Genomic DNA, 13,751 nt, shown 5'->3' with positions numbered 1-13,751 from the left:
ACCTTTCGATTGCCTTTTTATGCTATTCAACACTAAAAATATATGGATAAACCGGCTGACTGCCCTGATGAATTTCTACTTCGACATCCTCGAATTGTTCCATCAAATCTTGAGCAAGACTGCTAGCCAACTCTTCGCTGCCGTCTTCACCGATATAGATAGAGACAATCTCGCTGTCTTCATTGAGCATTTTGCTGAACGTTTCTTTCAAAGCTGTCAGCATATCTGGATTAGAAACAACAATCTTACCATCCACCATACCGAGGTTGTCATTTTCATGAATTTCCAAGCCATCAATCGTCGTATCACGAACCGCAGTCGTCACGCTGCCGCTGACTACTTCTGCCAAGGCTGCAGTCATACGCTCTTGGTTTTCCTCGATAGTCTTGCTGCCATCAAAAGCTAAGAGACTGGTCAAACCTTGAGGGATTGTGCGAGTCTCAATCACGGCTGCAGGCTGTTCAATCACTTCTGCTGCTGATTGGGCTGCCATGAAGATGTTTTTATTATTTGGCAAGATAATAATATTACGAGCATTAACTTGCTCCACAGCCTTGATGAAGTCTTCTGTTGATGGATTCATGGTTTGCCCACCAGAGATGATGTAGTCAACTCCCTGAGCCTTAAAGATTTCAGCCAAGCCATCACCAGCCACTACAGCGATAATCGCAAATTCTTTTTCTTGAGCCGGCTTAGCTGAGCGTTCTTCCTTTTCAACTTGCGCTTCGTGCTGGTTGCGCATATTGTCAACCTTGACCTTGACCAAACTACCATACTTGAGACCTTCCTGCATAACCAGTCCTGGATCTTCAGTATGAACATGGACTTTGACGATTTCATCATCGTTGACTACCAACAGGGAATCTCCCAAATCGTTGAGGTAGTTACGGAATTCATCATAATCAAAGTCTTTTACATAGGTTGGCCCTGTCTTGAGAGCCACCATGATTTCTGTACAGTAGCCGTAAGTGATGTCTTCTGTTGCCACATGGCCAGCTACAGACTTATGATGCTCAGCGTTGATCATCTCAGACATGGTCGCAGGTGTCGCCACAAAGTCCTCAGAAGCGATATATTCGCCTGTAAGAGCAGACAAGAAGCCTTCGTAGATAAAGACCAGCCCTTGACCGCCAGAGTCCACAACACCAACTTCTTTCAGAACCGGCAGCATATCCGGTGTCTTAGCCAGAGCAGACTTGGCTCCTTCAAGAGCCGCTTTCATAACTTCTACAGCATCATTAGTGACTTCAGCTTTCTTCTTAGCTCCGATAGCCGCACCGCGGGAAACAGTCAAAATCGTTCCCTCAACCGGCTTCATAACAGCTTTGTAAGCCACTTCTACACCAGACTGAAAGGCCAGAGCTAGATCTTCACCAGTCAGCTCTTCCAGCTCCTTCACACTTTGAGAAAAACCGCGGAAAAGCTGGGAAGTGATAACTCCTGAGTTACCACGCGCGCCCATCAAAAGACCTTTCGCAAAGATACCTGCCGCTTCTCCAACTGTTGAAGCAGACTTATCTGACACTTCCTTGGCACCATTTTCAATGGTCATGCCCATGTTGGTCCCTGTATCTCCGTCTGGAACCGGGAAGACATTCAAAGAGTTTACATATTCAGCCTGTTTATTTAAGCGAGTAGATGCTGCCTGCACCATTTCTTGAAATAAACTAGTAGTAATATTTGCCACGATTATTCTCCTACGACTTTAATATTTTGGATATAAACATTCACTGCATGAGCAGTAATTCCGAGCTTGTTTTCCAAACTGAATTTAACACGCTCTTGGATGTTTTTGGAAACTTCGCTGATTTTGACTCCATAGCTTAAGACAGTGTAGACATCAACTGCGATATCACCTTCATCAGTCGCTTTCACAACCACGCCCTTAGCATAGTTTTCTTTTCCTAAAAGGGCTTGAAAATTATCCTTGATTGCATTTTTGCTGGCCATGCCAACTACACCAAAAATTTCAGTCGCTGCACCACCGACGATTGTCGCAATCACATCATCAGTCAGCTCAATTTGACCATCTTTTGTATTAATTTTCACAGTCATAATTTGTACCTCAAAAGTATTTTATAGTTTATTCTACCATATTTTATACAGGGTGTAAAAGAGGAAGGGTCTAAATCAACTGTCTAGGCGGAAATTTCCAAGCAAAAAAAGATGGAAACTTTCCATCCTTTTTAATTAAGATTAAACGCGTTCAACTTTACCTGATTTAAGGGCACGAGCTGAAGCCCAAACTTTTTTAGGTTTACCGTCAATCAAAACAGTAACTTTTTGAAGATTTGGTTTAACAGCGCGCTTTGTTTGGTTCATCGCGTGAGAGCGGTTGTTTCCTGATACAGTCTTACGACCAGTAAAGTAACATACTTTAGCCATTATCGTGTTTCCTCCTATTAGATCTAATATTACGGATGTGCTAGCACCACATACCTTCCTATATTACCAAAAAACTTGACGTTTGACAAGTACATTTCTCCAAACTTTCGAAATTAATCCGTTTTCCTAAACATAGCTAATCTTCAAAGAGCCGAAAGCCACGTTCCCTTTGACATAGAGAGTTTTTCTCTTTTCATTAACATTGCGGGGATTGTAGACAGAGCCAAAGGCATTATCTACATCCAGCTCTACACGCCAGTCACTGGGCACATAAAGCATCACACTGCCAAAAGACAGATCCACTTCAAAAGTTGCTGAGTCGCCTTCGATCCTTGCATTATCAAAGTAAACCGATGCACTGCCAAAAGCACAGTCTAGCTTTTCGTAGGTGAAGTTATCTGAGTTGATATAGCGAGTGCCGCTTCCAAAAGCAATATCGTCTTTTGAGGAAGAAGAGGCAGTTGAGAAGATACGCCCCTTAAAAATGCGCTGGGGCTTGAAAATCATATTGAGACCAATACAAGCCAGAATACCACCCAAAACCAAGGTTCCTGTTGAAATGGCTAAAAAGTGGTAAACGGCATTAGCAATAATCAACGCAATAACTGCCATGATAAGCCCAGTGCCAAAGTCTCTTTCTAAGAAATTTTCCAAGGCAAAATAGGCAAACATTGCAACTACTAACATGGGCCAAATATTAAAATTGAAGGCAGGAATCCCAAAATTCCCCTGCAGAAGGACCCAAGCTGCCAAGACTAGAAAGCCGATTCCAAAAATTGTTTTTTTCATAATCATTACCTCACTTCACTTAACTTTTCTTTTACTAACTGATAATAATGCCTAGACACATGCACCTGTTTATGGGTATTGTAAAATTGGACGGTGCTCGTTCCTGAAAAGGACTTGTCCAAAGCATAGATAGCCTTGATATTGGCAATGGTGGACTTTGAAATCCGACAGAAATAACGGGGCAGAATCTCTTCTAACTCATAGAGTTTTAGCTTGACCTCATAAGCATCATTGCGGGCATGGGCAAAGATCTTGCTGCCGTCCGTCTCGAAAAAGAGAATGTCCGCTATATCAAGAAAGTACTCACTGCTTTCCTTATAGAAAAGAATGGACGGAGTCGCCGTTTCTTCCAGAGCTTCCTGGATAAGCTGAATCCGCTCATCCAGCCGCGAAACTTTTATCACCATTTCTGTTTCATCCAAACTCTGATCTAATTCTATCCGAATGTTCATAGGCTCTCCTTTCCATCTGCTTATCTTTATTATAACAAGAAACTCCCGAGAAACAAGGCCTTTTCAGTAAGTGGTCAATTTTGACCGGTAAGTGGTTTGCAAGAGATGATAGAAAACATACCTGTCCTATACAAGTAAAAAAATCTAGTAAGAACAAAGAAAAAAGAAGCCTTTAAGCTTCCAAATTAAGATGCCGATTGCAGGGATCGAACCTGTGACCTACGCGTTACGAGTGCGTTGCTCTACCAACTGAGCTAAATCGGCTCTTATTCCCTTTCATTTTAGCATCTTGAGTTATTTTGTCAAGAGAAAATTTCACAACCTCTTAATCCAAATCAAACAAGGGTTGCTCTTATCCCAAAGTTCAGGAAAGATTTCTAACTTTTTAAAGCCCTGAGCCTGATAGAAAGCGTTCGTTTTGTCGTAAGTAGAATAATGACCTGGTGCTACCGTTTTGACTTGCAGGTAGGATGCTTTTTGACGAGCAGTACTTTCCAAAGCTCCTAGAAGGTGACTGCCAATTCCCGCTCTATGATAGCATTTCTTAACAGCCAAGCAGTCAATCTCAGCACAATCTTCACTAGAGTAGGATAAGCTGATAAAGCCCGTCAAATCGCTCTCCTGATAGGCAGCCCAAACTTGCAAATCCGCGGCTCCTTCAATGTAAGCTTGTGTGCTTTCAGGTATTCCAAACCACTCTGGTAAATCCCTTAAAACTTCAGCGACTACCATCATCTTTTGTTTTTCTTCCTTCACTTCTTCAATTACTAGCATATCAAGCTCCTTTCTTGATTTAATTTTTAACTCTAATCCTATTTCCCCCTTAAGAACCCGCACTTTCGTAGGCGTCTAAGCCCTTGTCCCATAGTTTCAAGGAAATGACAAAGAAGATAAGAGAAATCAGAATCAAACCACCGATATTAAAGAGCCCGTCTTTGTCCTGCAAGAAATAGCTAGCAGGATAGTAGGCCGTAAAGGCGAAAGGCACGATAAAACTAATCAACCAACGAAGAAGCGAATTGTAAATGGAAATCGGATACTTAGCAAAGTCATTGAACATATAGAAAATGTAAATCATAGCACCTGACTGCTTGGTCCAAAAAGCGATACTGGCAGTCGCGATTTTTAAAGAAGTATAAATCAAGGTCGCAAAAGGAATACAGACTAGGAAGAGCAAGAATTTAGGAAAGGTCCAAGCAATGCTAGTCACTGTTGTTCCCAGTAGGATGCCACCGACCAAGAGTTCTCCCAAGGCATCAATCTGAAAGGTCTCAACGAGGATATGAAAGAGAGGATTGATAGGCCGAGTCAGGTATTTGTCAAACTCTCCTTTTCGCACCAAGCGTTGCCCCAGTGCCCAGAGATTGTCAAAAAAGAGATGGTCTAAGCCCTTGGGAATCAAGGAAAAACCATAGATAAAGGCAATTTCTTGAAAGGTCCATCCTTCTAGCGATGGAATGTGTTGAAAGAGTACATTGAGAAACAAGAGGTTCAAGCCTTGAGTCAGGAAAACACCTAAAACACCAACCACAAAATCGACCTTGTACTCCATGATTTGCTTGATGTATTGTCTGATAAAAATCAGATGCATGCGTTGATATTTTTTTCATATTAACCTCCCTGAATGGTGATAAATGACTGGACTCGTTTCCAAATCAACTGAGACAAGCCCACCATCACTAAGAGCCAGAAAAACTGCAAAACGAGTGCTTGAAGAATCTGACTGGCATCGAATTTCCCAACAATGATCATGACTGGAGTATAAATCAAGGATGAAAAAGGCAAAAAGGACAGAATATCTGAAACGATTTTAGGAAAGAAGGTCAAGGGAATCAAACTCCCAGACATAAAGTCAATCAGAGAATTCTTAAGCAGATTAGAGCCCCATAAATTTTTAAACACAAAGGCTGAAAATCCAAAGCAGATATTAAAGAAAAAGTTGATCAGGTAGGCTAGGATTAAGCTAAAGAGATAAAGGATGGTTAATCCCAGCACTTCTACAACCCCTTGCCTAGATAAAATTTTCATCAATACGATGACACTTAAAAATGGCAGTCCAACAGAGATAAAAATAAACCACTTGGATCCAAGTTCCGTAAAGAGGTAAGAAGCCGCAAAATGCACTGGTCTCAACAAACGCATGATAATGGAACCATCCTTGACCTCCTCACCAATCATAAAGGAAGAATCCGACCTAGTCAGAAGATTAGTCACAAAACTCATGATGATGTAGAGGGTGATATCTGCCATACTGAAACCCTGAATCAAAGACTCTTGCGAGGAATCAAAGACAGCCTTCCAGAGATAAAATTCCACAAAAGCACCCATGACATCGCCAATCCGATAAAGAAGAAAGTTGACTCGATAGGTAATCAACTCCTGAATCCCTGCATTGATAAAGGGTTTATAACGTCTCCACAATTTGACCATCTTAGAGCTCCTTTCGGTAGAAGCGACGGATAATATCCTCAATATCCGTATCCACCATCTTCAAATCGCGAATCTCAAAATCAGACAAGGTTTGCTTGATAATATCAGCTGACTGATAGCGGGAACTATCGTATTGAATGTTGAGGATATTTCCTTGTCTATCAATGGTCATATCAGGCAAACCTGCATAGTGAGAGACAAGCTGGCTTTGACCTGGTAGCAGTTCAAAGGAAAGAGTCTTCATCTTGCCAAAGGTTTCTTTAAGCTGGCTCACCGTTCCATCAAAAATCTCCTGCCCCTTATCAATCATAAAAATCCGATCACAAAGTTGCTCAATATCACTCAGGTCATGAGTGGTCAAGAGAATGGTTGTTTCTTCCTCTTGGTTAATCTGCGTGATTGCCCGGCGAATATTATCCTTGACCGAAACATCCAAACCAATGGTCGGCTCATCTAAAAAGAGAACCTTGGGATTGTGGAGCAAGGAAGCCGCAATGTCCGCCCGCATCCGTTGCCCCAGTGAAAGAGTCCGCACGGGATCTTTGATAAATTCCTTCAAATCCAAGACTTCATTCAAAAAGTCCATGCGCTTATGGAAAAGCGAGTCAGGCACATCATAAATCTCCTTCAAGACAGTATAGGTCTCTTGCAGGGCCAAATCCCACCATAGCTGGGTTCGTTGTCCGAAGACTACTCCAATATCTTTGACATAGTCTTGGCGATTATCCTGCGGAACCTTGCCATTAATCCGACAAAATCCTGATGTCGGTTTCAAAATCCCTGTCAGCATTTTAATGGTTGTCGACTTTCCAGCACCATTGGCCCCGATAAATCCTAAAATCTGCCCTTTTGGAACCTCAAAGGTCAAATCCTTGACCGCTTCAAAGGTCTGCTTTTCGGGATGAATAAAGGAGCGCAATGCTCCTTTCAATCCTGGTTCCTTAACTGTTTTTACAAAATTTTTCTGAAGATGTTCCACTTCTATCATTGCCATACTTTCTCAATATCCTATCATTAATTCATGTTACAAACCATTTCCCTACCAAACTAAGGAAAATAGAATCTTATCTCTTCACTATACTACCACTTTTACTTCCAAACGAACATAGGTAATTCAAAAATAATTATCATATTTTATCACACACAAAAAAACCCACCCAATGGGCAGGTTTCATCTGTATTATTCAGCTAGACTAAGCTTTACCTTCTGAACCGAATACGTCGATACGTTCTTCAACTGATGCTTGGATAGCTTTTACACCGTCAGCCAAGAATTTACGTGGGTCGAAGAGTTTCTTCTTGTCGTATTCTGCTTCGTTTGCTTCGTAGTCACGAGCGAATGCACGAGTTGCGTTAGCGAAAGCGATTTGGCATTCAGTGTTAACGTTAACTTTGGCAACACCAAGTTTGATAGCTGCTTGGATTTGGTCATCAGGAATACCTGAACCACCGTGTAATACGATTGGGAAGCCTGGAAGAGCTTCTGTCAATTTCTTCAAGTGGTCAAGGTCAAGACCTTCCCAGTTTGCTGGGTATGGGCCGTGGATGTTACCGATACCTGCAGCCAAGAAGTCGATTCCAGTTTCAACCATTGCTTTAGCGTCTTCGATTGGAGCCAATTCACCTTTACCGATGATACCGTCTTCTTCACCACCAATAGTACCAACTTCAGCTTCTACTGAGATACCTTTAGCGTGTGCTTTTTCAACAACTTCCTTAGCCAATTTAAGGTTTTCTTCTACTGGAAGGTGTGAACCATCAAACATGATAGAAGTGTAACCAACTTCGATACACTCAAGTGCATCTTCGTAGTGACCATGGTCCAAGTGAATCGCAACTGGTACAGTGATGCCCATTGATTCTACAAGGTTAGCGATCAAGTTGCGAGCAACTTTGTAGCCACCCATGTATTTAGCAGCACCCATTGAAGTTTGGATAAGCACTGGTGCTTTCTTAGCTTCTGCCGCACGCAGGATAGCTTGAGTCCACTCAAGGTTGTTTGTGTTGAATCCACCAACTGCGTAACCATTGTCACGAGCTGCTTGGACAAATTTTTCTGCTGAAACGATTGCCATTCTTATCAGGCCTCCTCTTATTTTTTGTGGTTAAACCACTTACATTGTTTATTTTATCACTTTTTCACTAAAATTGCTAGTTTTTCCTGAAATTTTAAAGAATTGCAGGGAGACACTCAGCCTTTTTAAGCGTCTCTATTGCAAAAAGAAAAAGCTGGCCAAAGCCAGCTTACTTGATGCGGAGAGAGGGACTTGAACCCTCACGACCTAAAGCGGTCACAGGATCCTTAGTCCTGCGCGTCTGCCAATTCCGCCATCCCCGCGATTGAGTACCTTACTAGTATAACAGGACAGCTAAGGCTTGTCAAGAAAATTTTTGACTTTATTTCAAAAAATCAACTTTCTACTCAATCAGTAAAATTGGGAAAACTAAACGAAAATAAAGCTAAGGCAGGAACACAGAAAACTCAGTGCTGCTGAGTCGCAACAAAGACAGCCACCGTTTGGTCGGGATCGTATTTTTCAAAGTCAATAGTGTAGTCCCGATGAAGCTCACCTGTTTCTTCTGCCTGCCAAATCCTCTGCCAAGCATGAAGAACCGCTTGAGGATCCTCCTTATCCGCTTCAAACACTTGATAGGTCTGCTCGGATGTATTAAAATCATAGACTTCCCCATCTGTCAAACGGCAGATAGAGAGACTGTAGTCTCCTTTGTAATCACTGGCATAGTCATGATAAACAGCATAAACCGGTTCGCCTTGGGCAAAAGCTTCTTTCACAGCTTCCTCTTGTTCCTGCCAGAGTGTTTGGATTTTTTCTATACAATGCTCATCTTGAAAATTATTAGTACGAATACTAGCTAAAATGTTTAGAAACATCTTCTTCCCTCCTTTTATTTTTCATTATAACATTTCTCTAGAAAAGTCGCTTAGGCCAGACAAAGCAAGTCTATCTTTCCTGGCTCTTTTCTACCGCTGCTGTGACAAAAGCCCTATAAAGACCTTCAGGTCGGTTCGGACGGCTAGAAAGCTCTGGGTGGTACTGACAAGCAACGAAGAATTTGTTTTCTGGGATTTCCACTATTTCGACCAAGCGATTGTCCGGTGAAATTCCTGAAAATACAAATCCGGCTGCCTCAAACTGCTTGCGGAAAGCATTGTTGAACTCATAACGATGACGGTGACGGCGCTGCACGACTTCTTGATGGTCGTAAGCTGCTGCTGCCTTAGAGCCAGACTTAAGCTTAGAAGGATAGAGCCCCAGCCTCAGCGTTCCACCCAAGTCTTCGACATCAATCTGATCACGCATGAGATCAATGATCGGATATGGTGTGTCTGGATTGAGCTCCGCTGAGTTAGCATCTGCCAATCCCAGGACGTGACGGGCGAATTCGACACAGGTTAGCTGCATGCCCAAGCAAATCCCCAACATAGGCACATCCTGCTCACGCGCATAGCGGATTGCCTGAATCTTCCCCTCAGTTCCTCTCTGACCAAAGCCCCCCGGAACAATAATCCCATCCGCACTTCCAAGAAGCTCTGCTGCATTTTCGGCCGTTACCTGATTCGCATCAATCCAGTTAATCTTAACCTCCGCATCATTGGCATAGCCGGCATGTTTGAGAGCTTCGACAACTGAAATATAGGCATCTGGCAACTCGACATACTTGCCGACCAGAGCAATCTGAACCTGCTTTTCCAGACTCATCACTTTCTCTACCATAGCTGACCATTCAGTCATATCCGCTGCCGGCACATCTAGCTTCAGATGGTCACAGACGATTTGGTCCATCTTTTGCGCCTGCAAATTGAGAGGAATTTGGTAGAGATGCTCTACATCCAACGACTCAATAACCGCCTCCGGCGCCACATCACAGAATTGAGCCAGCTTATTTTTGATATTTTGCCCAGCCGGCTCTTCTGTACGGATAACCAGCATATTAGGCTGAATTCCCAGACCGCGCAACTCTTTGACAGAATGCTGAGTCGGCTTGGTCTTCATTTCTCCAGCTGCCTTGAGATAGGGCAGGAGGGTCGTATGGATATACATGACATTGTCTGCTCCGACATCAGCCTTCATCTGGCGTAAAGCTTCTAAGAAAGGAAGAGACTCGATATCGCCCACTGTACCTCCGACCTCGGTGATAATCACATCCGAGTCCGTCGTCCGTGCTGCTCGCTTGATCTTGTCCTTGAGAGCATCCGTAATATGCGGAATGACTTGGACCGTCGCCCCCAGATACTCGCCTTTACGTTCCTTACGCAGGACTTCGCTATAGATTTTACCAGTGGTGACATTGGAGTATTTATTGAGATTAATGTCAATGAAACGCTCGTAGTGCCCCAGATCCAGATCCGTCTCGGCTCCATCATCTGTGACAAACACCTCTCCATGCTGGTAAGGGCTCATGGTGCCGGGATCAATGTTGATATAAGGGTCAAATTTCTGAATCGTAACCTTGAGACCGCGATTCTTCAAAAGTCGGCCCAGACTAGCTGCCACAATCCCTTTTCCGATAGAAGATACTACACCGCCAGTGACAAAAATATATTTAGTTGACATACGTGCTCCTTTTCATAAACAATTCATTCCAGCAACCACGTCGTTGCTGGAAACTTATCTAGAGGAGGTTTTTCCATAATCTGTCTGAAAAAGAAAAATAGCTCCCTGGAAACAGGAAGCTCTGACCTCTAAAAGAGGTGCCCGAACAGTATGATATCGCAAACCTAAAAAATTGTCAAATATTTTCAGTCGATTTTCATCCATTCTCACCAATACTGATAACATGTGTTTCAAATTCCACATCGGGCATGCACTCTGCTAAATCGTGACGGATTCGCTCCAAGGCTTCCAGACGCATTTCGACAGAGGTGTTGGCATTTCCCTGAATAATGAAAATGGCGTCCTTGGTGTCCTCATCAAACTTATAATACTCGCTGTCGCGAACATCCAGCCAAGCCAAAATGCCTTTGGCATCCCGATAGACATAGTCCGTCTTGGCAACATGCTTCTCCTTGGACAAAATAGGCAAAAAGACATCTTCCTTTTGGCTTACGGTGAATTCTATCTGGCCATCAATTTTATCAAAATCATGCCCACCAATAGCCAGTAGAGAATGCAGGGCTTCGACATTATAAATATCAATAATGCTATTAATATGAGGGAGCGAGCCTCGATGCTGGATATTGCGAATCAGAGCAGGAACCGTCGGAGGATTTTTCTTGACACTGCGACCTACGCGCTGGAGTATTTCTATATAACCTTGAACCACTGGCGACTCAAGCACCTCATCCAAGTCGCAGGCTAAAGCCCAGTCTTCCATTTCCTTTTTCTTTTTTAGAAATGAGGGAGACAGTTTTGCATGAGGATTAACATTCTTGGCAATCCCGATAACGACACTTTTTATGCCTAGTTCACCCAGACTCTTATCAATGACAAATTTCATAGCAGCATACCTCCATCTTTTCTTTATTAAATTTTATTAGTATTCTACACCTTCCGAACTTATATTTCAAGGAATATTAAAAGAAACAAAGGATTTCGTCCCTTGTTTCTTTTGGTTGATTTATTCTTCCTCTTCGGTCTCCGTGTCTTCGTCAGAGTAGTCGTCATCTTCTTCGTTGAGTTCGACTTCTTCACCTAGATCATCTGGAGCGATTTCGTTGATTTCAGCATCATAAGCTTCCACTTCGTTCTTCTCATCGTCTGGATTTTCCTCATCGTATGAGAGAGCTGGATCTGCTTCGTAGCCATCCTCATCTTCTGGATCGTCATCGCTGTAGTCAATGGCATCCTCGTCGCCATCCATAAAGGCATTAACGCGTTTCTTCTTGCGTTTTTTAGGTGCGTCGTCCTCATCAGTCTCTTCCAAGGCGATGATTTCTTCATCCACTTCGTCAATAGCATACCATGAACGCAGGCCCCATTTATTATCCCCCAGCGGAATAAAGCTGCCGTCTACATTGAGTTCTGTGTAGAATAAAGGCAGAGCATCACGAATCTCACTATTTGATTTTTCCAGATAGTTTTGAATTTCATTGACCAGATCATTAAAATACATCTCATGGTCGCGGCCGCGGGCTTCCAAAATGGCACGCGCCACTTCAATCATAGAAAGCTCACTTTTTTCCTGTCCAGCAAATACTTCTAATTCCAAAGTTGATCTCCTTTAAGATTAAGTAAAGGCTTGTCGCCCTCTTGCAATTTTTCGCTACTTTCTATTGTACGATAAATTTCTATTTTCGTCAAAAGAAAATCCAGGAAAAATCACGGAACAAGTACAAAAAGAAACTAGTGCATCTGTACACTAGTTTCAAATGATCTCATTTTGAATGTTGAAGCTTATTTCACTTTCGCAGTACTTGTAATCACTTCAACAGCTTTCTTGATAGCAATGTCGTGTTTCAGCATATCTTCTGACAGCAATTGACGAACACGTTCTACTTCCATGTTATAGTCTGTAGCCAATGAAGTTACTTCTGCTTCGATTTCTTCTGCGCTAGCTTCAAAACCTTCTGCCTTAGCAACAGCTTCTACGACAAGGTTTGTCTTAGTGCGTGACTCAGCATCTGCTTCGTATTGCTTGTGCAGGTCTTCCTGACTAGTACCAGTGATTTGGAAGTACATGTCAGGTGAGATTCCTTGGCGCTGCATATTGCCCAAGAATTCATTAACAGCGCGATGTACTTCTTCGTGGACCATTTCTGCTGGCAAGTCAACGATTTCAGCGTTTGCTACTGCTTGATCAATAGCTGCTGCTTCTACCGCATCGTTATAAGCTGTTTCCTTAGCTTCTGCCAATTCTTTGCGGTACTTTTCTTTCAGCTCGTCAAGTGTTTCAACTTCTTCGTCGATATCTTTTGCAAGTTCATCGTCCAAAGCTGGAACTTCTTTTTCTTTAACTTCGTGAATAGTTGTCACAAACTTAGCTTCCTTGCCTGCCAAGTCTTCTGCTTGATAGTCTTCTGGGAAGGTTACAACAACATCCACTGTTTCACCTGCACTGTGGCCAACCAACTGCTCTTCAAATCCTGGGATGAATTGACCGCTGCCCAATCCAAGTGAGAAGTTGTCACCTTTACCGCCGTCAAATTCAACGCCGTCAACAGATCCAACAAAGTCAATCACAACTGTATCACCATCTGCTGCTGGACCTTCTTTGAGAACCAACTCAGCCAAGTTGTTGCGCTCACGCTCAATGCGTTCATCTACTTCAGCGTCAGTCACTTCTTTAGTAGCTTCAACAGTTACTTCCAAGTCTTTGTAAGCACCCAGCTTAACTTCTGGCTTAGTGACTACTTCAGCTTTGATGACCCAGTCTTGACCTTTTTCCATAGATTCGACATCAAACTGAGGCTGAGCAACTACTTCGATACCTGCTTCTTTGACAGCCGCTTCGTATGCTTCTGGAAGAAGAGCGTTCAAAGCATCTTGGTAGAGGGCTTCTTCACCAAAACGTTGGTTGAAGATAGCACGTGGAAGGCGACCTTTACGGAAACCTGGTACAGCAATATCTTTTTTTACTGAGTTAAATACACGGTCCAAGGCAAGCTTGATTTTCTCTTGACTGATGCTAAAAGTCAAAAGGCCGCGATTTGTTTCTTTGTTTTCAAATGATACAGACATTCTGTCATTTCTCCTTAAAATTTATTGAATACAACCCATTATAGCATAATTAGAG

Annotated in this window: 15 protein-coding genes and 2 tRNA genes; all 17 read right to left on the bottom strand. The window is 42.8% G+C overall.

Annotated elements, in window-relative coordinates; all coding sequences use genetic code 11:
- Positions 1-22: 22 nt before the first annotated feature.
- A complete protein-coding gene (locus FFV08_02290; protein ID QLB51602.1) occupies positions 23-1,687 on the bottom strand; it encodes a DAK2 domain-containing protein in 1,665 nt (554 codons plus the stop codon).
- 2 nt (positions 1,688-1,689) lie between these two features.
- A complete protein-coding gene (locus FFV08_02285) occupies positions 1,690-2,055 on the bottom strand; it encodes an Asp23/Gls24 family envelope stress response protein (protein ID QLB51601.1) in 366 nt (121 codons plus the stop codon).
- Between the two features lie 141 nt (positions 2,056-2,196).
- Positions 2,197-2,385: a 50S ribosomal protein L28 gene (locus FFV08_02280; protein ID QLB51600.1), complete on the bottom strand. Its 189-nt coding sequence runs from the start codon at positions 2,383-2,385 to the stop codon at positions 2,197-2,199.
- 126 nt (positions 2,386-2,511) lie between these two features.
- Positions 2,512-3,174, bottom strand: a complete 663-nt coding sequence (locus FFV08_02275; GenBank protein ID QLB51599.1) for a hypothetical protein — start codon at positions 3,172-3,174, stop codon at positions 2,512-2,514.
- A 5-nt stretch (positions 3,175-3,179) separates the two neighbouring features.
- On the bottom strand, positions 3,180-3,626 hold the full coding sequence (locus FFV08_02270) for a LytTR family transcriptional regulator (GenBank protein ID QLB51598.1): 447 nt from the start codon (positions 3,624-3,626) through the stop codon (positions 3,180-3,182).
- A 191-nt stretch (positions 3,627-3,817) separates the two neighbouring features.
- A tRNA-Thr gene (locus tag FFV08_02265) sits at positions 3,818-3,890 on the bottom strand.
- 51 nt (positions 3,891-3,941) lie between these two features.
- Positions 3,942-4,400 carry a GNAT family N-acetyltransferase gene (locus FFV08_02260; protein ID QLB51597.1) on the bottom strand — a complete coding sequence of 153 codons (459 nt, stop codon included), beginning with the start codon at positions 4,398-4,400 and terminating at the stop codon, positions 3,942-3,944.
- A gap of 49 nt (positions 4,401-4,449) precedes the next feature.
- On the bottom strand, positions 4,450-5,217 hold the full coding sequence (locus tag FFV08_02255; GenBank protein ID QLB51596.1) for a multidrug ABC transporter permease: 768 nt from the start codon (positions 5,215-5,217) through the stop codon (positions 4,450-4,452).
- Between the two features lie 20 nt (positions 5,218-5,237).
- Positions 5,238-6,056: an antibiotic ABC transporter permease gene (locus FFV08_02250; GenBank protein QLB51595.1), complete on the bottom strand. Its 819-nt coding sequence runs from the start codon at positions 6,054-6,056 to the stop codon at positions 5,238-5,240.
- A 1-nt stretch (position 6,057) separates the two neighbouring features.
- Complete coding sequence (locus FFV08_02245; protein ID QLB51594.1) at positions 6,058-7,050, bottom strand: ATP-binding cassette domain-containing protein; 993 nt, start codon at positions 7,048-7,050, stop codon at positions 6,058-6,060.
- Positions 7,051-7,249: 199 nt separating this feature from the next.
- On the bottom strand, positions 7,250-8,131 hold the full coding sequence (locus tag FFV08_02240; GenBank protein QLB51593.1) for a fructose-bisphosphate aldolase: 882 nt from the start codon (positions 8,129-8,131) through the stop codon (positions 7,250-7,252).
- 174 nt (positions 8,132-8,305) lie between these two features.
- Positions 8,306-8,394: transfer RNA gene (locus FFV08_02235), tRNA-Leu, on the bottom strand.
- 144 nt (positions 8,395-8,538) lie between these two features.
- Positions 8,539-8,949, bottom strand: coding sequence for an AraC family transcriptional regulator (locus FFV08_02230; GenBank protein QLB51592.1), 411 nt, complete (start codon positions 8,947-8,949; stop codon positions 8,539-8,541).
- A 70-nt stretch (positions 8,950-9,019) separates the two neighbouring features.
- Entirely contained in the window at positions 9,020-10,633 is a 1,614-nt protein-coding gene (locus tag FFV08_02225) for a CTP synthase (GenBank protein QLB51591.1), read from the bottom strand.
- A 196-nt stretch (positions 10,634-10,829) separates the two neighbouring features.
- Positions 10,830-11,516, bottom strand: a complete 687-nt coding sequence (locus FFV08_02220) for a hypothetical protein (GenBank protein ID QLB51590.1) — start codon at positions 11,514-11,516, stop codon at positions 10,830-10,832.
- A 120-nt stretch (positions 11,517-11,636) separates the two neighbouring features.
- Positions 11,637-12,227, bottom strand: coding sequence for a DNA-directed RNA polymerase subunit delta (locus tag FFV08_02215; GenBank protein QLB51589.1), 591 nt, complete (start codon positions 12,225-12,227; stop codon positions 11,637-11,639).
- Between the two features lie 185 nt (positions 12,228-12,412).
- Entirely contained in the window at positions 12,413-13,696 is a 1,284-nt protein-coding gene (locus tag FFV08_02210) for a trigger factor (GenBank protein QLB51588.1), read from the bottom strand.
- Positions 13,697-13,751 lie beyond the last annotated feature (55 nt).

The organism is Streptococcus sanguinis (assembly GCA_013378335.1).
In the GTDB taxonomy this organism is placed as follows: domain Bacteria; phylum Bacillota; class Bacilli; order Lactobacillales; family Streptococcaceae; genus Streptococcus; species Streptococcus sanguinis_I.
This window is presented reverse-complemented; position numbering and strand designations above follow the sequence as displayed.